The following is a 22,314-nucleotide window of genomic DNA, read 5'->3' as shown; positions in this document are numbered from 1 at the left end:
TGGCAGTTTCTTTTTCAATCCAACGGGAGGCGCACATGCGTTTGGTATCCACGGTCGGTTTCACCCTCATCGCCGCCATGCTGGCGGGCTGCGTCACGGCGCCTGCGTCCACGTCGGCAACGGCACCGGTCGCGCCGTCCCACCTCGACACCGTCCAGGCCGCTGCCACGCTGCGCATCTGCACCCCCGGCGACTACAAGCCCTTCAGCTTCCAGAAAGCCGACGGCAGCTACGAGGGCATCGACGTGGATCTGATGAACGGCTTCGCCGCCAGCCTGGGCGCCAAGCCGGCCTGGGTCAAGACCACCTGGGCCAACCTGTTGCCGGACCTGGCCGCGGGCAAGTGCGACATGGCCGTGGGTGGCGTGTCCGTCACGACCGACCGGCAGAAGAAAGCCTTCTTCAGCGCACCCTACATGGTCAACGGCAAGACGCCGATCGCGCGCTGCGCCGACGTGGCCAAGTACACCAGCGTGGCCGCCATCGACCAGCCCGGCACGCGTGTGATCTTCAACCCTGGTGGCAGCAACGAGCGCTTCGCACGCGCCAACTTCAAGCGGGCGCAGATGACGCTGCATGGCGAGAACATCACCATCTTCGACGAGATCCTCGCCGGCCGTGCCGATGTATTCGTCACTGAGGCGGCCGAGGCGCTGACGCAGCAGAAACTCAAGCCGGGGCTGTGCGCCGTCAACCCCGACAAGCCACTGCAATACGGCGAGATGGGCTGGATGCTGCCGCGCGACGACGTGGCCTTCAAGGCCTACGTGGACCAGTGGCTGCACCTGAACCAGGCCGGCGGCGACTTCCAGCGCACCATGGACCGCTGGCTCAAGTAGCCGCGGGACAGGCTACGGCCTGGCCTCGAACACGAGGTTGAACGGCGTTTCCGCCACGCGCCGGAAACGCGAGAAACCGGCGCCGGTGACGACGCCGCGCAGACGTGCCTCGCCGGCCTGGGCGCCAAGGCAGGCGCCGACGTCCTGCGCGCGCGAAGCCGGCGTGCAGATGAAGGTCGAGGCCGAATAGAACACGCGGCCGACCGGGTTCAGGTTGTCTTCCAATCGATCGCCCGCAAACGGTTCGACGATCATCCAGCTGCCGTCGGGCGCCAGACTCTCTCGCACATGCGCGGCGGCACCGGCCGGGTCGCCCATGTCGTGCAGGCAGTCGAACATCGTCACCAGCGCATAGCCGCGGCCCGGGAAATCCTTGGCGCTGGCGATCTCGAACCCGGTGTTGCCGGCCACGCCGGCCGCCTCGGCCGAGGCCCGTGCCACTTCGAGGGATGGGCCGTGGTAGTCGAAGCCGGTGAAGCGCGAGCGCGGATAGGCCTGGGCCATGATGGTGGTCGAGGCGCCGTGGCCGCAACCCACGTCGGCCACTTCCGCACCCGCCTGCAGCCGTGCCTCGATGCCGTCCAGCGCCGGCAGCCAGCTTGCCACCAGATTGGCGGCGTAGCCGGGGCGGAAGAAGCGCTCCGTGCCGCGGAACAGCGAGGTATCGTGTTCGTGCCAGCCCAGGCCAAGGCCGGTGCGCAGCGCACTGGCGATTTTCGGAATGGCCTTGAACTGGGCCACGGCAATCTGGAATGCACCAGGGATGAAGGCCGGGCTGCCTTCCTCGGCCAGCGCGAACGCCTGTTCCTCGCTGAGTCGGAATTGCTGGGTGGCCGGGTCGTAGTCCACATAGCCGCTCGCGGCCTGGGCGCTGAGCCATTCGAGCAGGTAACGCGGGTCCGTGCCGGTACGCTGCGCCAGAGTGGCCACATCCGCCGCCCCCGCGGCCATCGCCTTGTACAGGCCGAGCTGGTCGCCCACCACCACCGTGGCCGCGTGCATCACGGCACCGATGTCGTTCACGAACCTGCCCATGAAGGCGTTGAGCTTTGCTTCGTCGAGAGCCATGGCGATCTCCTGGAGCGACAGAGCAACTATAGGCAGCGGGCCACCGTTTTCAAGTGAGGGTGGCGATACGCGTCCCGAAACTCAGATCTCGCCCGCCCAGGGAAACACCGGCCGCACCAACCGTTGCTGTTGAGTATCGTCGAAGCGCCGGGCGCGCTGGTTCGCCAGCAGCTTCTCGAACTGCCGGTCGGCCTGGGCCTGCAATGCCGGTATGTCGACGCCGACCACCGCGAGGTCTTCCATCACGCAGCGCCCGGCGATGTAGCTGGCGCGGCAGTCCGTGCCCCGGCCGGCGAGGAACAGGTTCTTCAGCGGATCGAAGACCGGCCCGAGGTGGGGCGCCGTGAGGTCGAAGACCACGATGTCGGCCTGCGCACCCGGTGCGAGCCGGCCCAGGTCGTCGCGGCGCAGGGCCTTGGCACCGCCGAGCGTGGCGGCGTTGAACAGGTCGGCCATGCTGGTCTGGCCGGCGCTTTTTTCCAGCAGCCGCGCGGCGTAGAGGCCGGTGCGCATGTTCTGCAGCAAATCCGGCGGCCAGGTGTCGGTGCCCAGGCCGAGGTTGATGCCGGCGGCGCGGTAGCGGCCGAACGAATCGAGCGCTTCGCCGCTGCGGATGAAGACCTCGGGGCAGTGCGCGACGCTGGCGCCGCAAGCGATCAGCCGTTGCCAGTCCGCGTCCCCCTTTTCGGCCACCTGGGGGTGGCCGCTGAGGTAGATACCGTGCGGCAGGACCGCGCGTGTGTTGAGCAGGCCGAGCCCTTCGAGCCAGCCCAGCGGCGTCGTGCCGCGCAGGCGCAGCACGGTTTCGAATTCATAGGCCGACTGGCAGCAGTGCAGACGCACGGGGGCATCGAGCTCACGGCTCGCGGCGGCGGTGCGGACCAGCAGTTCGGGTGTGCAGGTCTCGATGCGGTCGGGCGCGAACATGCCACGCACCAGGCCGCCGTGCGCGCCATCGAAGTCCTTGAAGAAACGCAGCGCCTCGTCCAGCCCGGCCAGGCCGCGCGGCTCGTCCCACAACTGGCCGGCCGTGCGGTCGGCGCGCGCGTAGGTGGTGCCGCTCATGTAGGCCGGGCCGAGGTAGGCGCGCAGGCCGAGCTCGCCCGCCAGGGCCGCCACCCCGGTGAACTCGTCGTAGCCTTCGGCCCATGCGCGGTAGTACATCGAGGTGATCGGCAGCGCGGTGGTGATGCCGTTGCGGATCAGGTGCGTGAAGGCATAGCGGTATTTGAACAGCTGTTCCTCCGGCGTGTAGGCGTCCTGCGGGCCGCGGCGGATGTAGTCTTCCGACCAGAGCCGGCCGTTCTCGAACTTGCTGCCGTTGTCCACGCCGAGCACGCCGGAGTCGATGTCGCCGAGCGCGTCCAGGTCGATGAAGCCGGGGCAGATGACCGCCTGGCCGTAGTCCACGGTGCGGTCCACGTGGCCTGGGAAGTTGTGGCCGACGAATTCGATGCGGTCGCCGGAGAACACAACTTCGCCATTGCGCCAGAAGACGTGGGAAGTGCCGTCGAAGCCGACGACGCAGGAGGCTTTGAGGAGGGTGCGCATGGTGGGATCGTCCAAGTTCGTGGTGTGCGACGAGGGCACTTCGACAGGCTCAGTGCGAACGGGGTGGGTGGATAGGTTTGGGGGAGCCGGGGCCCTTCGACAGGTTTAGGCCCTTCGTCAGGCTCGGGATGATCGAATGCCCTTCGACAGGCTCAGGATGATCGGATGCCCTTCGACAGGCTCAGGGCGAGCGGGGGATATTTCCGTTCGCCCTGAGCCTGTCGAAGGGCTTGGTTGAATCGTTATGGCTGGTTCAGCCCGCCAGGAACACCCCATCCCGCGCCACCACCCGGCCCCGGCTGATCACCGTGCGCTGCTGGCTGCGGTTGACCACCGCCTCGGGGAGGTTCTCCGCCGGCAGCAGCACCAGATTCGCCTGGCAACCGACGTCGAGCCCATAGTCGGCGATGCCCAGCGCCCGGGCGCCGCCCTGGCTCACCACGTCGAAGGCGGCGGCCAGGTCTTCGTCCTTGCCCCAGTTGAAGCGCAGCGCCATCAGCATGGCGCGCTCCAGCATGTCGCCGTTGCCCATCGGGCTCCAGGCGTCGCGGATGCCGTCGGAGCCCGAGCACACGTTCACACCGCGGCTGCGCAGCATCGCAACCGGTGGCACGGTCACGTGCGGCGGCGCGCAGGTCATGATGGAGATGCGCAGCGCGGCCAGCCGGTCGGCCAGCGCGCAGAGGTCGGCCGGCGGAAACGCGCCCAGCGAATACGCATGGCTGATCACCACCTGGCCCTGCAGGCCCATGGCCTCGGTCATGTCGGCGATGCGCTCCACTTCCCAGCGGCCCATCTCGCCGAGGTCGTGCAGGTGGATGTCGATGCCGCGGCCGTACTTCACGGCCAGCGCGAAGATCTGTTCCAGGTGGCGGATCGGGTCGAGGTCGATGCCCGCCGGGTCGATGCCGCCGACCACGTCGCAGCCGAGTTCCAGCGCTTGCTCCATCAGCGCATGCGTGCCGGGGGCGATCAGCAGGCCGCCCTGCGGAAAGGCCACGAGCTGCAGCTCGATGAGGTGCTTGTATTTTTCGCGCAGCGCCAGCATGGCTTCGACGTGCTGGATGCCCCACACGGTCTGCACGTCCAGGTGGCTGCGGAAGTACAGCGAACCGCGCGCGATGCAGTGCTCGATCAGCGGGCCGGCGCGCTCGGCCATCGGCACCTTGAAGTCCTTCAGCACCGTGTGTTCGTTGGTGATGCGGTGGTTGCGCGTGGGGCCGGCGCTGTTCGGCCGCCAGGGTGTGGCCCAGAGCGACTTGTCGAAATGCACATGGCTCTCCACCAGGGCTGGCAGCAGCAGCTGGCCCTGGCCATCAACCAGTGTGGACATCTCGGCCGGTGCACCGCCCGCCGGCAGCAGGGCGGAAACCTTGCCGCTGTCGAGCACGACGTCGACGGCCTCGCGCCCCAGCGGGCGCACGTTTCGAATCACAGTGGAAGGCATGTTCTATTCCAGTTGGTCGATGGGGTTGGATTCCACGCCGGGCTTCTCGGGTTCCATCGCGAAGCGGTCGCGCGTGCGGATGTAATAACTCGCGCCGAAACGCGCCACGGGAAAATAGTTCTGCAGCTTCACGCGGTGGCGCTCGATGTCGATCAGGTCTTCGCGCGCGTGCAGCCACAGCACTTCGCCGATGAAGATGTGCCGGCTCGTGGTCTCCAGCGTCTCGCTGAGCCGGCATTCGAAGGCCACCGGCGACTCCTTGATGCGCGGCGGGCGCACGGCCATGCAGGGCGCCGTGGTCAGGCCCACGTGGTCGAGTTCGCTGTGCGTCGATGGCAGGGTTTCGCCGCAGCGGTGCATCTGCTCGGCCATGGGTTCGTCGGCGATGTGCACCACGAATTCACCGTTGGCCAGGATGTTCGCCGAGGTGTCCTTCAGGTGGTGGTCCTGCAGCTTGTTGATGCTGATCATCAGGATCGGCGGGTCTTCGCCGAGCATGTTGAACATGCTGAACGGCGCCGCGTTGACCACCCCGTCCGCGTTCTGCGTGGTGACCAGCGCGATCGGCCGCGGCACGATGAGGCTGGCCATCAGCTTGTAGCGCTGGTAAGCGGTGAGGGTGGCGAAGTCGATTTGCATGGTGGCCTTTTCAATAGTGGCTGGCACGCCAGAGCTTTTCCGGCGCGTCCAGCAGGTGCCGCAGCCCGGTGCGTTCAAGCATGCGGTCGGTGGCGCGCTGCGCGGCTTCCATCACCTCGGCTTCGTCCACGGTGGTCACTCGGCCGGACTCCATCACCACCTTGCCGTCGACGATGGTGGTGGTCACGTCGGCGCCGTTGGCGAAGGCCGTGACGCGGTACACCGGCATGTTCAGCGGCATCAGGTGCGGCTTGAACAGGTCGACGAGGATGATGTCGGCCTTCTTGCCGACTTCGAGCGAGCCGATCTCGTGCGCCAGGCCGATGGTGCGCGCGGCGTCGATGCTCACCATCTCCAGCACCTTGCCGTGCGGCAGCACACCGGCGTCGCGGAAGTGGCGGCGGTGGTAGTGCATCGCCTGGAACATGTGGCGGAACATGTCGTAGCTGCGGTCCGGGGCGATGCCGTCTGAGCCCAGCGCCACGGTCACGCCCGCGTCAAGCAGCTCGGGCACCGGACAGCGGCCGCGGATCGACATGATGGCGCTCGGGTTGTGCACGATGCGCGTGCCGGTGGCCACGCAGGCGGCGATGTCCCCTGGCGTGAGGTCGATCGCATGCGACATGAACGAGCCCTCGCCGAGCAGGCCCATCTCCTCGGCGAGCTGCAGGCTGCCGGCGCGGTGGCCGTCCTGCGTGAAGGCCAGGCCGTAGCCCTGGGCCAGGCCCATGTACTGCTGCGCCTGCACGCCGAACAGGTCGGCATAGGCCAGCTGTTCGGGTGTCTGGTCGGGGTGGTAGACCGGCAGCGTCACGCAGATGTTGACCCGGCCATCGGCACGGCCGTGCTGCGTGCGGATGACTTCTTCGCAGGTCTCGAACATCTGCTCGAAAGAAACTTCGCGGTCGGTGCGCCGGTCGCCGTCCCACCTGGCGTAGACGCGCGGCGCGGGCGGGCGCGACGGGCCGACGGCGAGGAAGGAACGTGTGCCGGTCTCGGCGATGGCGTCGCAATGGCGGATGGCATAGGCCGGCTCGTCCACACGCATGATGCTGTCGCCGCCGCCGAACAGGCAGACGCCGGTGGTGGTGCCGCAACGCACACGTTCCAGCGCAGCGAGCCGGGCTTCGGCGTACCAGAAGTCTTCGTCCGAGCCCACGGTATAGATCTGTTCGCAGGCGGCGGACCAGGCCTCGCCATCGCCGCCGCCCATGGTCTTGAGCAGGCCGTGGCCCGCATGGGCGTGGCTGTCGATCAGGCCGGGCAACACGGCCTGGCGGAAGGCATCGATGGTCTTCTTCGCGGTGTAGCGCGCCTGCAGTTCGGCGGTGGTGCCCACGGCGACGATGCGGTCGGCCAGCACGGCCAAGGCGCCGTCCTCGATGACGCGGCGCTCGGGGTCCACGGTGATGACGGTGCCGCGCACGATCAGCAGGTCGATGTTGGTCTTGTCTTGCATGGCTGGTTTCTCAGGCGGAATGGAACATGACGGGGATGCGGCGCTCCTGCACCGCGTGGCAGGCGACCTGCGACCCGTCGGGCTGGGCGGTGAGCTCGGGTTTCTCGGCCTTGCAGCGGTCGTTGGCGTGCGGGCAGCGCGGGTGGAAGGCGCAGCCGGAGGGCGGATTCAGCGGGCTCGGGATCTCGCCGGTGATCGGCGACTTGTCGCGCCCGCGCGTGTCGAGTTGCGGCAGCGCCGCCAGCAGCAGCTGCGTGTACGGATGCTTGGGCGCTTCGAACAGCGTGCGCGTCGGCGCCACCTCGGCCAGCCGGCCCAGGTACATCACACCCACGTCGTGCGAGACGTAGTTGATCACCGCGAGGTTGTGGCTGATGAACAGGCAGGTCAGGCCGAGCTGCTCCTGCAGGCGGCGCAGCAGATTCAAAATTTGCGCCTGCACCGAAACGTCGAGCGCCGAGGTCGGCTCGTCGCACACCAGGAAGCTCGGGTTGCCGGCCAGCGCGCGCGCGATCGACACGCGTTGCCGCTGCCCGCCCGAGAATTCGTGCGGAAACTTGAGCGCATCGGCCGGTGCCAGGCCCACCTGGCGCAACAGCTCGTGCACCCGCGGCATCACCTGCGCCTCGGGCAGCAGCTTCTGGAAACGGATCGGCTCGGCGATGGCCGTGCCGATGCGGTAGCGCGGGTTCAGGGACGCGTACGGGTCCTGGAAGATCATCTGGATGCGGTGGTCCTTCTGGCCCGCATCGGCAAACTTGATCGAACCCGCGCTCGGCGCATCCAGTCCTGCCACGAGTCGCGCCAGGGTGGACTTGCCGCAGCCCGATTCGCCGACCAGGCTGAAGGTTTCGCCACGGCGGATGTCGAAGCTCACGCCGTCCACGGCCTTCACCGAGCGGCCCGCGCCGAGTTTGCCGGCGAGCAGGCCGGCGCCGACCGGGAAGTGCCGGCCCAGGTCGGTGGCGGAAAGGGCGATGTCTTTTTCCACGATGGCTTCCTTCAAGACGGCGTTCATGCGGTCTCCAGTTCTTTGTGATCAGCGAACTCCGCAGACGCCAGCCAGCAAGCGACCTGGCGTGGGCCATGGCTGGTGACCCGCGGGCTTTCGTTGCGGCATTGGTCGGTGGCACTCGGGCAGCGCGGGTTGAAGGCGCAGCCCACGGGCCGCGCATTGAGCCGCGGCATCGCACCGTCGATCTGCGCCAGCGGCCCGGTGACGGGCTTGAGCGTGGGAATCGCGCCCATCAGGCCACGGGTGTAAGGATGGACCGGGTTGCGGATCACGTCCGCCACCGGCCCGATCTCGACGATGCGGCCCGCATACATCACGGCCACGCGGTCGGCGGTTTCGGCGATCACGCCCATGTCGTGGGTGACCAGCAGCATCGAGGTGCCCTTGTCACGGCACAGCTGGCGCAGCAGCTGCAGTACCTGGGCCTGGATCGACACGTCGAGCGCGGTGGTGGGTTCGTCGGCCACCACCAGGCGCGGCTCGGCGCACAGGGCCAGCGCGATCACGATGCGCTGGCGCATGCCGCCTGAGAACTGGTGCGGGTAGGCGGTGAAGCGCGCCTCGGGCGCCGGAATGCCTACCGCGCGCATCAGGCCGAGAGCACGCCGCACGGCTTCCTCCTGCGTGACCGGCAGGTGGGTGCGGATAGTTTCGACGAGCTGGTCGCCGATCTGCAGCAGCGGGTTCAGGCTCATCAGCGGGTCCTGGAACACCGCGCCGATCTCCTTGCCGCGCACCTTGCGCATCTCGCGTTGCGAGAGTTGGTCGATGCGGCGCTCGCCCAGGCGAATCTCGCCACTGGCCACGCGGCCTGGCGGGTCGAGCAGGCCGAGGATGGCCATGCCGGTGAGCGACTTGCCCGCGCCGGACTCGCCGACGAAGCCAAGGATTTCGCCGGGCGCGATGCTGAAGCTGATGTCGTCGAGCGCCAGCAGCGTGCCGCGGCGCGTGGGAATCTCGACGCGCAGGTTCTGCACCGTGAGTACAGGAGGGATGCTCATGACAAACTCCATTTCATCTGACTTTTCCAGAACACCGCGGAACCGGCTTTGCCGGGCCGCCCGTGTTGCCCCCTGCAAGGGGGAGGCTCCGCGACACGCAGTGCGCGCAGCCATGGGGGTGTTCCAAGTTTTCTCACTTCAGCTTGGGGTTGAACACATCGCGCAGCCAGTCACCGAGCAGGTTGATGGCCAGCACCAGGATCACCAGGCACACGCCCGGCACCACGGTGACCCACCATTCGCCGGAGAACAGCACCTCGTTGCCCACGCGGATCAGCGTGCCCAGGGACGGCGAGGTCGGCGGCACGCCGAGGCCGAGGAAGCTCAGCGTGGCCTCGGTGAGGATGCCCAGGCCGAGCGACAGCGTGGCGATCACCAGCACCGGGCCGAGCACGTTGGGCAACACGTGATGGAACAGGATGCGCATCGGCCCCATGCCGATGAGCTTGGCGGCATGCACGTAGTCTTTCGACTTCTCCACCAGCGTGGCGCCGCGCACCGTGCGGGCGTATTGCACCCAGGTCGAGATGCCGATGGCAAAGATCACCACGAACAGCGCGAGCTGCTCATGCACCGAGCGCGGCAGCAGCGAACGCGACAGGCCGTCGATCAGCAGCGCCACCAGGATGGTCGGGAAGCTGAGCTGCATGTCGGCCAGCCGCATGATGAGGTTGTCGATGCGGCCACCCGCGTAGCCGCTGACGAGGCCGAGCGTCACGCCCACCACCAGCGAGAACAGCGTGGCGCAGAAGCTCACCATCAGCGAGATGCGCAGGCCGTACATCAGCGTGGAGAGCAGGTCGCGGCCCTGGCCGTCGGTGCCGAGCGGAAACTGCCACTGCCCGCCCTCGAGCCAGGCCGGCGGGATGCGGGCGTTCATCAGGTCCAGTGCAGCCGGGTCGAACGGGTTCTGCGGCGCGAGCCAGGGGGCGAACAAGGCCACCAGCACGAACAGCAGCAGCGTGAGCGACGACACGATGGCCGTGGGCGAACGCTTGTAGGCGTAGACGAAATCGCTGTCGAGGAAACGGTGCCAGGCCGAGGGCGGCGCAGCTTCGGGCAGGGAGACGACGGTCGTGTTCATGCGATTCTCACTCTCGGATCGACTTGGAAATACAGGAGGTCCACCACCGCATTGATCAGCACGAACAGCAGTGCGATCAGCATCAGGTAGGCCGCGATCACCGGGATGTCGCCGAAGGTGATGGCCTGGATGATCAACAGGCCCATGCCCGGCCACTGGAACACCGTCTCGGTGATGATGGAGAACGCGATCAGCGAGCCGAGCTGCAGGCCGGCCACGGTGATCACCGGGATCAGCGTGTTCTTCAGCGCATGGTGGAAGTGGATGGAACGGTCGGCCACGCCGCGGGCGCGGGCGAACTTGATGTAGTCGGTGCGCAGCACCTCCATCATCTCCGAGCGCACCAGGCGCATGAACAGCGTGAGCTGGAACAGCGCCAGCGTGATCGACGGCATCACCAGCGACTTCCAGCCGCTGGTGGTGAGGAAGCCCGTGGTCCAGCCGCCCAGGGCCACCACGTCCCCGCGGCCGTAGGCCGGCAGCCAGTTGAGTTCCACCGAGAACACCAGGATCAGGATGATGCCGGTGAGAAACGACGGGATCGAGATGCCGACCAGCGACACCACCTGCATCGTCTGCGCCAGCCAGGAATTGCGCTTGATGCCCGCATACACCCCCATCGGAATGCCGAACCCGAGTGCCAGCACCGCGGCGCACAGGCTCAGTTCCAGCGTGGCCGGCACGCGCGACATCAGCAGCTGGCCCACCGGCTCGAGGTTGCGGTAGGAGATGCCGAACTCGCCGCGCACGGCGAGGCCAAGGTACTTGAAGAAGCGCACGATCAGCGACTGGTCCAGCCCGAGCGACGCACGCAGGGCTTCCTTCTGGGCCAGCGTGGCCGTCTCGCCGAGCAGGTTGTTGACCGGGTCGCCGATGTAGCTGAACAGCAGGAACGAGATGAACGACACGCCGGTCATCACCAGCAGGCCATTCCACAGGCGGGTTGAGAGGAAGCGGAGCATGGGTAGTGCCCTCGGGTTGGTGGTGGGACTTCGCCCGCTCGTTTGCGGGTCTTTTGTTCTAGTGCCGTTCGCCCTGAGCTTGTCGAAGGGTCTGGTTCGGGTCCTGCGACAGGCTCAGGACGAACGGGATGTCGCGAACGGTTGGGTCTTCTTCCGTTCGCCCTGAGCCTGTCGAAGGGTCTGGTCCAGGTGCTTCGACAGGCTCAGCACGAACGGGGGGTAGGGGCTCAAGACGAACGGATGGGCGGTTTCAAGGCGCGGTGATCAGCCAGAGCCGCAGCTGGTTGTCCGGCGCCTGCTTCAGCTCCACGCCCTTGCGCGCGGCCCAGGTGATCGGCTGCTGGTGCAGCGGGATGTAGGCCACGTCGTCGCGCAGGATGGTCACCGCGTCGGCCAGCAGCGCATTGCGCTTGGTGGTGTCGAGTTCGGAGGCGATCTTCGGCAGCACGGCGTCGAAGGCCGGGTTCGAGTAGCGGCCGGCGTTCAGGCCGCCGGCGGTGGCGGTGCGCGTGGCGGCCACGTCGTAGAGAAGGGCGTAGGAGTCGGCCATCGGCAGGCCGGCGTGGCCGACCATGTACAGCGACACGTCCATGGTGTTGAGGCGCACGTTCCACTTGGCCACGGGCTCGATCTGCGGCGTGATCTTGATACCCACGCGGCCCAGCATGGAGATGATGGCCAGGCAGATCTGCTCGTCGTACACGTAACGGTTGTTCGGGCACTGCATGCCCACGGTGAAGCCTTCGGGGTAACCGGCTTCGGCCAGCAGCTTCTTCGAGGCTTCGACATTGAACGGCAGGCGGGTGTTCAAGGCCTTGGGCGCGCCGTTGAGCTGCGGCGACAGCACCATGCCGGCGGGCCAGGAGACGCCGCGCATCACCGAGCGCTTGATGGCCTCCACGTCGATCGCCTGGTACAGCGCCTTTCTCACGCGCACGTCCTTGAATGGGTTCTTGCCCTTCACGTCGGCGTAGAGCAGTTCGTCGCGGAACTGGTCCATGCCGAGGAAGATGGTGCGCAACTCAGGCCCCTGCACCACGGTAAAGGCGCCCGAGCTGTTGATGCGTTGCACGTCCTGCAGCGGCACGTTGACGGTGGCGTCGAGCGCGCCCGACAGCAGCGACGAAGTGCGCGTGGCGTCGGACTGGATCGGCGTGAACACCACGTCGGTGAGGTTGTGTTTCGGCTTGTCCCACCAGGTCGGGTTGGCCACCAGCACGGTCTTCACGTCGACCTCGCGCGACTTCAGCATGAAGGGGCCGGTCCCGTTGGTGTTGCGGTTGGCGAAGTTTTCCTTCTTCTGTTGCAGGTCGCTGGCCTCCTTGGCGTTGTTGGCCTCGCTCCAGGTCTTGCTCATGATGGTGAGGTTGAGCAACTGGTTCAGCAGCAGCGGGAACGGGGCCTTGGTCTCCACGTCCACGGTAAAGGCGTCGACCTTGCGCACGTCCTTCACATCCGCCAGGTTCAGCTTGGAGATGGAGCCGGGCGTCATCACGCGCTGCCAGCTGAAGACCACGTCGTCGGCGGTGAAGGGCTCGCCGCCGTGGAATTTCACGCCGTGGCGCAGCTTGAAGCGCCACACCGTGGGCGAAACGGAGGACCAGGATTCGGCCAGCGCGGGCTCGATCTCGACCTTCTCGTTGAAACGCACCAGGCCTTCGTAGATGTTGTTCATGAACGAGGTCGTGAACGAGTTGTTCGTCGAGTACGGGTCCATTGACAAGGCGTCGGCCGAGGCCGTCCAGGTGAAGGTCTTGGCCTGCAGGCCGCCCGCGCCGAGGCCCATGGCCACGGCCAAGCCAAGCGTCATCAAATGCTTCTTCATCGGTATCGCTCCTAGGGGTGAATCAGGTGGGGAATGGTCAGATCGCGCCGGCCGCGCGCCGTGGCCTGGTGGCCGGTTTTGCGGCGGGCTTGGCGGCGGGCTTGGCGGTTTGGGGCGTGGCTGCTTTTGCGGGCTTCTTTGCCGGGGCTGCTTCGGGCGCGGGACCGCCGAGCGCTTGCGAGAGATCGACCGGCTTGGGTTCGTCGTCCAGCTTCAGTTGGCGCTCACAGCCGATCAGGTGTTCTTCCATCAGGCGTTCGGCCTCGGCGTGGTTGCCGGCCTGGATGGCGTCGAGGATTTCGAGGTGTTCGTGCACCGAGCAGGTGTTGGTACCGGGCTCGTCGTACAGCGCGGTCATGAGCGAAGTCTGAGCCACCACCCGCTTCAGGTGCTGGTTCAGCGCGGTGTTTTTGGTGGCGGCGGCCAGATCGAGGTGGAACTTGCCGGCCAGCCGGATGTAGCGTCCGGTATCGCCCACGCGGTTGGCTTCGCGTTCCTCGCCCACCTGCAGGCGCACCGCGTCGATCCACGGGCCGCATTCGCAGCGCGCCAGCGTGCGCACCACGCCGGCTTCCAGGATGCGGCGCAGCGCGTAGACGTCGCGCGTCACCTCCACCGACGGCTTGGCCACGAAGGCGCCGCGGTTGGGAATCTGCTCGACGAGCTGCTCGCTGGCCAGGCGGTCCAGCACCTTGCGCAACGTGCCGCGCGAGGTGCCGAGGATGCGGCAGAGATCGACCTCTGGCAGCTTGGTGCCTGGTGGAATGCGGTGCTCGAAGATGGCCTCGGCGAGGCGGCGCTGCACGCGGGCCTCTTCGCTGGTGTCGGTACTGTCGAACAGGTCCATGCCGGACTCGATGGCTTGGCGGGCGGTGGCGGTGGACTTGGGCATGGCGTGGCGGTGATCTGTGGATTGGGGTCGGATTTTGCGATGCCTGAAAATTTTGTCAACAAAAAACAGATTAATTAAATAATTTTGTTAACAAAAAATAGTGCGTGTGTTGACGATCAACGGCTTCACTGCAAGAGCCATGCCTGCGGATTGGCCGCTTGGGGGATGGCAGAGGCGCGGAAACGGCAGGCATGCGCACCATAAGTTTGCAAAATTCGACGCATGGTCGAGTTTTTGTTAACAAAATGGTGCACGGGCGCGCGCCATCCTGAGGCGCGCCAGAAGGGCGGCGCCACCGAAACAAATGGATGGGGAGGTGTGCCGCCGGTGCAAACCGGTGGCAGGGACTTCAGTCGCCGACGAGGGCGGTGTAGGCGCGGCGCGTGGCCGGCGCGACGGAGGCCACCAGCTGGCCATACGCCGTCTGGTGCCGGGCCAGCATGCGCGCCGAGGCCACGGCCTTGGACTTGCAGAACCAATGGCAGGTGTGCTGCATCAGGAACAGCTCGGCCGACATGGTGAAGGCCTTGTCCCGGTTGCTGCGGCCAGCCGTTTCATCGGCGGCGGCCGCAATGCCCTGGGCGTGGATCGCAAACGCCTTGCGCAGGTCGAAGGTGGCGTGGGGCAACAGCACATTCGCATAGGGCACGGCGACTGGCAGCCGGCTCACGCGGGCTTCCTCCGCCGGCACCTGGGCGAATTCGGCGGCGAAACGGTTGAACTGCTCGCTGAGCTGGACCTCGTTGCTGCGCAGCAGCCGCCAGATCTGCTCGCGGCGCTCGGCATCGTTCTCGCCGAGCGCGCGCAGATAACCCTGGGTCAGGGTCTCCATCAGTTTCTCGATCTGGAAGCGGCTGAGGTGGCTGCCGAGCAGGGCGATGCGCTGGCGCTGCTCCCTGGATTTGAGCAGGTAGACGCCGAAGGCGATCAGCGCCACGAGGATGAAGATTTCCATAACTTTCCGCAAAGACCTGACAGAGGGATTCGAACGGGCCGAACAAGGCCGAGAGTTTAGTCACCCGGGCAGCAGGCTCGGGGTTGCAACGGTTGCACCCGTGCCGATTTGCACAAACAATGCGCGCTGGCTGCGATCACCACAACGACGCGTCATCAACAACAGACTTTCGGAGACAAATCCATGCATTCCCATTCCGTCAACGCCTTGCCGAACCGGCGAACCACACTGCAGGCCGGCGCCGCCGCCGCGCTGGCCGCTGTTCTGGCCGGCATCGGCGAGACTGCCTTCGCCCAGGCCGGCCAGATCGAAACCCTGAAGATCGTCACCGGCTTTGCGGCCGGTGGCACCTCCGACACCTTGTGCCGCCGTCTGGCGACCAAACTCGCGCCCGAGTTCGCGCGCACGGCCGTGGTGGAAAACCGCACCGGTGCCGGCGGGCAGATCGCGATCCAGTACGTCAAGGCCCAGCCGGCCGACGGCGCGACGCTGCTGCAGACACCGACCTCGATGCTCACCATCTACCCGCACATCTACAAGAAGCTGCCCTACGACCCGGTGGCCGATCTCACGCCGGTCTCGGTGGCCTGCGTGTTCGATTTCGGTTTCGCCGTGGGGCCGGCCGTGCCCCTGGACGTGAAGACCGTGCCCGACTTCCTGGCCTGGGCCAAGGCGAATCCGGCCAAGGCCAACTTCGGCTCGCCCGCGGCCGGCTCCACGCCGCATTTCATCGGCGCGCTGCTCGGCAAGAGCGCGGGTGTGGAACTGCAGCACGCCGCCTACCGCGGCACCCAGCCGGCCATGCTGGACCTGCTCGGCGGCAACATCTCGGCCGTTTCCGGCCCGGTGGGCGACATCACGCAGCACCTGCCCACGGGCAAGGTGCGCATCCTCGGTGTCTCGGGTGCCAAGCGCAGCCGCTTCGCGCCCGACGTGCCGACCCTGCTGGAGCAGGGCCTGAAGGACATGGCGTTCAGCGAATGGTTTGCGATGTTCCTGCCGCCCAAGGCGCCGCCGGAACTGGTGGCGCGGCTCAACGCCAGCATCCGCACCGCGCTGGCCGCGACCGACGTGGCCGACGGCCTGGCCACCTTCGGCCTGGAGGTGATGCCGTCGTCGCCAGGCGAACTCGCCGAACTGTTGCGCAAGGACACGGCGCGCTGGGCGCCTATCGTCAAGCAGATCGGCTTCACCGCCGATACATAGTCATCTCCTCTCGAAGACCCGGCCCCAGGCCTTGCCGCGCGCGGTGTCCACGCCCACCAGCTTGAGCGCGTGCCACACGGCCATGCTCACGCTGTCGTAGATCGGGATGCCGAGTTCAGCCTCCATCTCGGCCACCAGCGGCGCGGCGGCGAAGTTGGTGCAGAAGGTGATGACGGCCTCTGGCTTGGCGCGCGCGACCTGACGCAGCATGGCCACGATGTCGTCCTCCGGCACGGTGGAGAACGAAAAGTTGTCTTTCAGCCCTGAATTGGCCGAGGCCACGCAGGTGTAGCCCTCGCGGCCGAAGGTGTCCTGGATGCGCTGCGCATAGGCATCGACATACGGCGAGACCAGCCCGAAACGCGTGACGCCATCGGCCTTGAAAACCGACTCGATGGCCAGCGTGGTGGTGGTGGCCGGCGCACCCGTCAGCGCCGTGATGCGCGCGATGAGGTCATGGTCGAGCGCGAAGCCCACGTTGCCACCCTTGCTGCCGTTCCAGACGATCGCGTCCAGGTGCGCATCGCCGAGCAGCTTGGCCGCGGCCAGCATGCTGTCGTAGTCGTAACTCGTCGGGAACGGATCGACCGCACCCACCACCGCCGTGCGCGAGAAATGCGGCGACACCTCGGGGAAATCGCGCAGGATGGCCAGCGTGACACGTTCGACCACGGTGTTGGCCGAGGGGGTGATGAAGCCGACGAACTTCGTCGGGGCGGCGATCAATTCGCGCGGGGAAGGGCTGGCGCCGGGGACTGGCATGGGGTTCCTTTTCGGGGAGTGTGCGACGGATGGTTACTTCGGGGCGGCCGGCACCAGGCCGTATCGCGCCATGACGGCGACCAGCGCCGCCTTGTCTGGGGGACCACCCGCGTTGATGACGGCGGCGACGTCTTCGAAATACTTGGGACCGATGTCGGGCGCCAGGGTGATCAGCGCGCGTGCGACGCTCTCGAACGGGTTAGAGAAGCCGTGCACGGAGCCCTTGGGGGTTTGCATGGTTTCGCCGGGTGTGAGGTCGCGCGTTTCGTCGCCCACCGAGTAGCGCAACGTGCCTTCGAGCACGTAGACGATTTCTTCGTTGTGGGTGTGGCTGTGGTGCGGCGGGACGTTGGAGCCCGGCGGGACGGAGAGCTCGAACATGCCTAGGCTCGCGGTTGGCGAGCCGTCGATGAGGTAACGGATGCGAAGCTGGCCGGCTTGGATTTCGGTGGGAGGCATGGGCGTTTCCTGTCTGGCTTGGCGATGGTAGGGAGGTGGTGATGCTCAACTCATGAGATGAGAGGCCGCTGGACGCGGGCGGAGCCTGCCAGAAGCGGTCCGCTCGATATAAGGTCACTCATCATGGCGACTCGCGTATGTGTTTTAGGTCATAGGTTGCGAGCGATGCACGCGCTCCGCAATTTCTCACGCATATTTGCATAGGTGCGCCGTCAAGACTGGAAATTCCGGCGGATGAAAACTCAATTGACACGGTTCAAACACCAAGCTCCCCGGGTTCCGCCGGTTGCTCGACTACGAGCCGATCGCGCTGCCACTTTCCTACACCGACCAGGGTGCAACTGTGCTCATTTTCGGCAGCGATAAATATCCGAACTGCTGCGGAAAATTTTGACAACGGGGTAATCTCGACTTCATCGCTGACATCGAACAGGCCGCATTGATCGTCATCGGTGCGAGAGCAATCCTCACTGTAATCTCGCACCTGGTAGGTCTTGCTGTACTTCCCTGAAATATGATTGGAATCTCTGTGGCCGCCGCCCAAACGGGCAGAGCTATTGCAAGAATTAACGTGGCAAGAGCGAAGCGCATGATTCTATAGACCGTGGAGTCAAGGGGCGATGCGCCTCTGCGGCGTCACTCTTGAACGTAAAGTTATACGTTCTCATATTACATAACGACCACGACCAGCTTCTTTGGCCTCATACATTTTGTCCTCTGCTTCTTGCAATAGCTGCAGATGACTACGTTCATCGGGTCGCATGGTGGCAATACCAATTGAAACTGTTAGTTTGATTGGCCCCTGACAGGGTTTGTCACCACAGTGCGTGGGTTGCGGTGGGGTTAATTTTCTTCTTGCGATATCACAAATTGTTTGTGCTAAATACTTTGCATCTTCCGTCGTAATTTCAGGAAGAATAACAACGAACTCATCACCGGCTATACGGAATACTATTTGTTTAGGGTCTAGCTGTGACTTTAAAAGGGTAGCAAGTTCTTTTAACACTTCATCGCCTAGTAAATGCCCGTTGTGACCATTAAATCGTTTGAAGTTATCAATGTCTATGTACAAGATGGCCAGTGTCGAGTCCGAGACCTGCGCTGCATGGTGCATATGCCGAAGGAGTTCACGCCCAGGGTTTGGGAGCAGAACTTGTGTTAGCGAATCAATCTCGGTTTCGGTCATTTCTGAACGGCCTCAACGAGGCTGACCAAAAACCCCAATCCGCGCGCTTTGGCCGGGGCATTCATCGCGTTGTAAGATCGGAAATTTCATAGCTGCACTGTCTCTGAGTTCCGAAGCCTTCGGAACCGCCATTGTGCCCTTGGCAGCCGCTTCCCGCGGCCTCTTTCTCACTGCCTCCACCCACGGTTGGCCAGCTTCTCAATGTTGTGCACCATGCAGTACAGATGCCACTGCGTGTTGACCTTCTCGCGCCCGCGCAGATTCAGCCGCGTAAGCCACTTGTTGTGCCGGATATTGCCGAACACCGGCTCCACGGTGCCTATGCGCTGGCTGTACAGGCGCCGCCCCTTGGCCGAGTCGATGGCTCCTTTCATCCGCTCGCTGGGGTGGTTGGGGTCTCTGGCTTTGGGCTCGAACCGGGTGACCTGTCTGCCGCGTGCCCTCTTGGGGTCTTTCAGGCACTGATGGCGCAGAGCGCATTCCTGGCAGTCCGCAGCCTGCGCGTTATATAGCTGATATCGCTGGCCGGTTGCCGTGGTGTATTTGCTGCCGTTGCTCCTGAGCGCCATTCCCGCCGGGCAGGTCGCGGTGTTGTCGTCATGGAACTCGAAGTCCTGCGGCCTGAAACGTTGGATCGGCTTGCCATTGCCCGTAGGCTGCTTGTCGTACAGCGCGTCCCCCTTGGCTTTGTGTTTGCCTTGGTCCTTGAAGCGTTCATCGCGTTGGCGCATCTGGTGGTCGGCGATCAACGCCGGGATGTTCTGTTGCATCAGCGCTTGCATGTTGGCATCGCTGTGGTAGCCCGCATCGGCTGTGACCAGGGTGGTGTCGTCGCGGTACGGCGCACTCTGTTCGATCATGGGCAGCAGCATCGATTGCTCCGAGCCCGCGCCGATCACATCGGCAGCCACTATCACCTGGTGGGCACTGTCCACAGCGGCCTGCGCGGCGTAACCCTGGACCACACCCTTGTTGGTGGCCATCTTGGCGCTTTCGGGGTCGGTGACGTTGGCCTTGAGTTCCTGTCCCTTGGCGTTGGTGCGCGGCTCGCTGGTGGCAACAAACTCCCGCGTGCGCGCTGCCTCTTTGCGCAGAGCGTCGATACGGGCCTGGCGTTTGGCCTCCAAGGGTTGCTCCGACGTGCTGTTGTCATGGCTCTGGTGAAGCTCCACGATGCGATCGGCGGCCTCGTCCAGGCGTTGTGCGCGGTGGCGCAGTTCTTCGTGGGTGCCGCTGCGCTCCTTGCTGGCGTTGCTTGGCAGCTTCACGCCGTCGATGGCGAACATCTCGCGCCCGATCAGGCCCTGGGCGTCGCAGGTTATCAGCACTTGCGCGAACAAGGGCTTGATCTGCTCGCCCAGGGTGCTGACGAACTTGGCGATGTGCGCGTGGCTGGGCTGGCTGTCACCTCCGATGGCGATGAACTGCACATCGCGCTGGCAAACCCGTTCGATGGCACGGCTGGAGATCACGCCCTGGCTGTAGGCCAGCAGCACAACCTTGAGCATCACGCGCGGGTCGTAGGCGCTGGCGCCCACCTCGTCGTTCCTGAAGCGGGCATCGAGCTCTGACAGATCCAGTTCGTGATCGACCAGGTAGTCCAGTGCGAAGGCAAATGTGCCTGGGACGATCTGCTCACTGAGCACCACCGGCAGCAGCAGGCTATGGCGTTCTTGGGGTTTGTAGCGCGGCATGCTTATGAACATGCAAGCGCGATGCCAATTCAACTGGATCAGCACGGCGCAGGAGGTTTTTTTACAGCCTCAACGTCTGACTTCAGCGGTTGCCAAAGGCGGTCCGCTGCAAGGATGGGTTAGCCCTTGTGGACATGATCACGATACGCTTCAAGGCCGCGGGCAAGCACAACGTGAAGATTGATGTCGTGAGCCATGGCTTCCAAAGGAGAAAACTTGGCAGCTACTGCAACCTCACGCGCCTGCTCGAAGTCTTTCACTCGACTGGAGCCAACCAGGTACATCGCAAGCACCTCGGAGAACTCGTCTGCGGTAAGCGAATCCAACTCGTCAAAGATTGCAACGTACTCCTCAGCCACCCCGGAACGCTCGCCGTCAACCTTCCCAACGCGAGCGGCAGATTGGGACACCAGGTATTCGATTACCGCGAGAGTGGACTGGGCATCCATAGGGCTAACGTGATTTCGTTTCCGTTTTCGAAATATATCCGTTAAAACGTTCACGCTGTCCATGTGCCTGCAGCGCGCGGGAGATCCAGTCCTGACGCCACTTCCGGCGATTGTGGCGAAGCCGATGCGGGTATAACCGACAGGGCGTGTGGGGTGGGCGTGTTGCAGGAATGGCCGTCGGCCTTCCCGCGTTCGGTCCCGCATGCTATGCCAGCGGCGACAGCCACCATCTGCACCGACCACCTCCTGGGAGCCCCTCTTGCCAGACACCCCCACCACCGAAACCACCCACTTCTACGAACCCAAAAACGGCCACGGCCTGCCGCACGATCCGTTCAACGCCATCGTCGGCCCGCGGCCGATCGGGTGGATCTCGTCGCACGACGCCGAGGGCCGGCTGAACCTCGCGCCTTACAGCTTCTTCAACGCCTTCAACTACATCCCGCCCATCGTCGGTTTCGCCAGCATCGGCGCCAAGGACAGCCTGCGCAACATCGAGCAGACCCGCGAATTCGGCTGGAACCTGGCCACGCGGGCGCTGGCCGAGCCGATGAACCAGAGTTGCGCGGCAGTGCCGCCGGAGGTGGACGAGTTCGCGCTGGCCGGCCTGACGCCTGTCGCCTCGAAAATCATCCAGGTGCCGCGTGTGCTTGAGAGCCCGGTGTCGTTCGAATGCAAGGTTTCCCAGATCCTGCAACTGCAGGGCGCGGACGGCACCAAGGTGCCGACCTGGCTGGTCCTCGGCGAGGTGGTGGCGGTGCACATCGCCAAAACGCTGCTGAAGGAGGGCATCTACGACACGGCCGCGGCCCGGCCGATCCTGCGCGGCGGCGGGCCGGCGGATTACTTCGAGATCGGGCCCGAGGCCTTGTTCAAGATGTGGCGGCCCAGGGTTTGATCGGCGCCTGCCTTCGTGGAAGAATGGCCTGCACCATGCGCCCCCATTTTCCATTCCGTCTTGTAGCCCTGCTGGCCCTCACCGTGCCGGCATGGGCGCAGACGCCCGCCAAGGGGTCGGCCAAGGCGCTGCGTGGCGACCTCACGGTCGAACTGCGCCAGATCGACGAGCAAGCCGGCTACGTGGTCGGCACCCGGCCGCGCACGCCGCCACTGGCGCCGCAGCAGGTGCAGGTGCGCAACGGCGAGAAGGCCGTGCTGCGCATGGGCCAGTCGCTGCCGGTGAAGTGGACGCAGTCGGTGTCGCAAGGGGGCTACAACGAAGGGGCGGGCGTGAGCTACGGCCTGGTGTGGATGGAGGCCGGCCAGGGCTTCACGGTGACGCCGCGCTGGCCCGGCGGCAAGCAGCCGGTGAGCCTGCAGATCGATGTGACTTCGGCCAGCGTCGATGCTTCCACCGGCGCCGAATTGCCCAACCAGCAGCGCAGCCAGTTCAGCACCACGGTCAGTGCGCCGCTCGGGCAGTGGGTGACGCTGGCGTCCACCGGCGGTGAGCAGGCGCAAAAGGGCGTCTACAGCAGCCGCGCGGCGGCGAACGTGCGGCAATTGATCCAGGTGCGGGTGTCGGCGCCCTGATAATCCGTGCTTTTTTCAGAGCGCCCGATGGAACACGAGCAAACACCCGAGCCCGAAACGATCGAGGCCTATGTCCCCGGCATGGCCAATGGCCGCAACTTCATGGCCCGGCTGTGCCGCGTCGGCGACGGGCCGTGGACCATTGACGTGGTGCACGTGGAAGGCCTGGCGCCCCTGGCCGGCAATGGCCAGAGCTGGTCTACGCGCGACGAAGCCGCGCAGGCGGCCGAGCACATGGTGGCCGCGCTGGCCCACTGACCGGGCGGCGGGATACGCCACCCGGCGTAT

Annotated in this window: 22 protein-coding genes; 5 read left to right on the top strand and 17 right to left on the bottom strand. The window is 65.4% G+C overall.

The genetic code is table 11. From position 1 onward, the window contains the following. The first annotated feature begins 35 nt into the window (after positions 1-35). On the top strand, positions 36-839 hold the full coding sequence (locus RD110_RS18020; protein ID WP_076200816.1) for a transporter substrate-binding domain-containing protein: 804 nt from the start codon (positions 36-38) through the stop codon (positions 837-839). 12 nt (positions 840-851) lie between these two features. Here RD110_RS18020 and RD110_RS18015 read toward each other — a convergent pair whose 3' ends face one another. From RD110_RS18015 to RD110_RS17960, 12 genes are all read right to left on the bottom strand, one after another. Next, on the bottom strand, positions 852-1,907 hold the full coding sequence (locus RD110_RS18015; protein ID WP_076200815.1) for a class I SAM-dependent methyltransferase: 1,056 nt from the start codon (positions 1,905-1,907) through the stop codon (positions 852-854). Between the two features lie 81 nt (positions 1,908-1,988). Beyond that, positions 1,989-3,458, bottom strand: a complete 1,470-nt coding sequence (locus RD110_RS18010; protein WP_076205217.1) for an amidohydrolase family protein — start codon at positions 3,456-3,458, stop codon at positions 1,989-1,991. 253 nt (positions 3,459-3,711) lie between these two features. Next, the gene (locus RD110_RS18005) at positions 3,712-4,905 is read right to left on the bottom strand and encodes an amidohydrolase family protein (RefSeq protein ID WP_076200813.1); all 1,194 of its coding nucleotides are present in this window, start codon (positions 4,903-4,905) and stop codon (positions 3,712-3,714) included. A 3-nt stretch (positions 4,906-4,908) separates the two neighbouring features. Then, positions 4,909-5,544, bottom strand: coding sequence for a flavin reductase family protein (locus RD110_RS18000; RefSeq protein WP_076200812.1), 636 nt, complete (start codon positions 5,542-5,544; stop codon positions 4,909-4,911). Positions 5,545-5,554: 10 nt separating this feature from the next. Beyond that, positions 5,555-7,003, bottom strand: coding sequence for an amidohydrolase family protein (locus RD110_RS17995; protein WP_076200810.1), 1,449 nt, complete (start codon positions 7,001-7,003; stop codon positions 5,555-5,557). A gap of 10 nt (positions 7,004-7,013) precedes the next feature. Next, a complete protein-coding gene (locus RD110_RS17990; protein WP_076200809.1) occupies positions 7,014-8,021 on the bottom strand; it encodes an ABC transporter ATP-binding protein in 1,008 nt (335 codons plus the stop codon). After that, on the bottom strand, positions 8,018-9,019 hold the full coding sequence (locus RD110_RS17985) for an ABC transporter ATP-binding protein (RefSeq protein WP_076205214.1): 1,002 nt from the start codon (positions 9,017-9,019) through the stop codon (positions 8,018-8,020). Before RD110_RS17985 ends, RD110_RS17990 begins: the two co-directional genes overlap by 4 nt. A gap of 133 nt (positions 9,020-9,152) precedes the next feature. Further along, positions 9,153-10,103: an ABC transporter permease gene (locus RD110_RS17980; protein WP_076200807.1), complete on the bottom strand. Its 951-nt coding sequence runs from the start codon at positions 10,101-10,103 to the stop codon at positions 9,153-9,155. Continuing rightward, positions 10,100-11,065, bottom strand: a complete 966-nt coding sequence (locus RD110_RS17975; protein ID WP_076200806.1) for an ABC transporter permease — start codon at positions 11,063-11,065, stop codon at positions 10,100-10,102. Before RD110_RS17975 ends, RD110_RS17980 begins: the two co-directional genes overlap by 4 nt. A 250-nt stretch (positions 11,066-11,315) precedes the next feature. After that, positions 11,316-12,890, bottom strand: coding sequence for an ABC transporter substrate-binding protein (locus RD110_RS17970; protein WP_076200804.1), 1,575 nt, complete (start codon positions 12,888-12,890; stop codon positions 11,316-11,318). Between the two features lie 37 nt (positions 12,891-12,927). Then, positions 12,928-13,782 (bottom strand): GntR family transcriptional regulator, encoded by an 855-nt coding sequence (locus tag RD110_RS17965; protein WP_076200802.1) that lies wholly within the window; start codon positions 13,780-13,782, stop codon positions 12,928-12,930. A gap of 349 nt (positions 13,783-14,131) precedes the next feature. After that, a complete protein-coding gene (locus RD110_RS17960) occupies positions 14,132-14,737 on the bottom strand; it encodes a hypothetical protein (protein WP_076200801.1) in 606 nt (201 codons plus the stop codon). Positions 14,738-14,920: 183 nt separating this feature from the next. Between RD110_RS17960 and RD110_RS17955 the strand changes: the two genes are divergently transcribed. Continuing rightward, positions 14,921-15,943, top strand: coding sequence for a Bug family tripartite tricarboxylate transporter substrate binding protein (locus RD110_RS17955; protein WP_076200799.1), 1,023 nt, complete (start codon positions 14,921-14,923; stop codon positions 15,941-15,943). Here the strand turns inward: RD110_RS17955 and RD110_RS17950 are convergent, their stop codons facing one another. The 5 genes from RD110_RS17950 to RD110_RS17930 form a co-directional block, all read right to left on the bottom strand. Next, positions 15,944-16,705: a maleate cis-trans isomerase family protein gene (locus RD110_RS17950; protein WP_076200797.1), complete on the bottom strand. Its 762-nt coding sequence runs from the start codon at positions 16,703-16,705 to the stop codon at positions 15,944-15,946. It lies immediately after the preceding gene. 33 nt (positions 16,706-16,738) lie between these two features. After that, positions 16,739-17,164 (bottom strand): cupin domain-containing protein, encoded by a 426-nt coding sequence (locus tag RD110_RS17945; protein WP_076200796.1) that lies wholly within the window; start codon positions 17,162-17,164, stop codon positions 16,739-16,741. A gap of 664 nt (positions 17,165-17,828) precedes the next feature. Then, on the bottom strand, positions 17,829-18,350 hold the full coding sequence (locus tag RD110_RS17940) for a GGDEF domain-containing protein (RefSeq protein ID WP_076200794.1): 522 nt from the start codon (positions 18,348-18,350) through the stop codon (positions 17,829-17,831). A gap of 167 nt (positions 18,351-18,517) precedes the next feature. Next, positions 18,518-20,044: an IS1182 family transposase gene (locus tag RD110_RS17935; RefSeq protein ID WP_076200793.1), complete on the bottom strand. Its 1,527-nt coding sequence runs from the start codon at positions 20,042-20,044 to the stop codon at positions 18,518-18,520. A 119-nt stretch (positions 20,045-20,163) separates the two neighbouring features. Then, positions 20,164-20,493 (bottom strand): hypothetical protein, encoded by a 330-nt coding sequence (locus RD110_RS17930; protein ID WP_076200791.1) that lies wholly within the window; start codon positions 20,491-20,493, stop codon positions 20,164-20,166. Between the two features lie 259 nt (positions 20,494-20,752). Between RD110_RS17930 and RD110_RS17925 the strand changes: the two genes are divergently transcribed. Genes RD110_RS17925 through RD110_RS17915 form a run of 3 tightly spaced genes read left to right on the top strand, consistent with a single transcriptional unit; the run spans position 20,753 to position 22,284 of the window. Then, on the top strand, positions 20,753-21,391 hold the full coding sequence (locus RD110_RS17925) for a flavin reductase family protein (protein WP_076200790.1): 639 nt from the start codon (positions 20,753-20,755) through the stop codon (positions 21,389-21,391). Between the two features lie 35 nt (positions 21,392-21,426). After that, positions 21,427-22,026, top strand: coding sequence for a hypothetical protein (locus tag RD110_RS17920; RefSeq protein ID WP_157900238.1), 600 nt, complete (start codon positions 21,427-21,429; stop codon positions 22,024-22,026). A gap of 27 nt (positions 22,027-22,053) precedes the next feature. Further along, a complete protein-coding gene (locus RD110_RS17915) occupies positions 22,054-22,284 on the top strand; it encodes a hypothetical protein (protein WP_076200787.1) in 231 nt (76 codons plus the stop codon). The last annotated feature ends 30 nt before the right edge of the window (positions 22,285-22,314 follow it).

This window comes from Rhodoferax koreense (assembly GCF_001955695.1).
In the GTDB taxonomy this organism is placed as follows: domain Bacteria; phylum Pseudomonadota; class Gammaproteobacteria; order Burkholderiales; family Burkholderiaceae_C; genus Rhodoferax_B; species Rhodoferax_B koreensis.
Note: the sequence above shows the minus strand (reverse complement) of the source record. Positions and strands in the feature narration are given on the sequence as shown.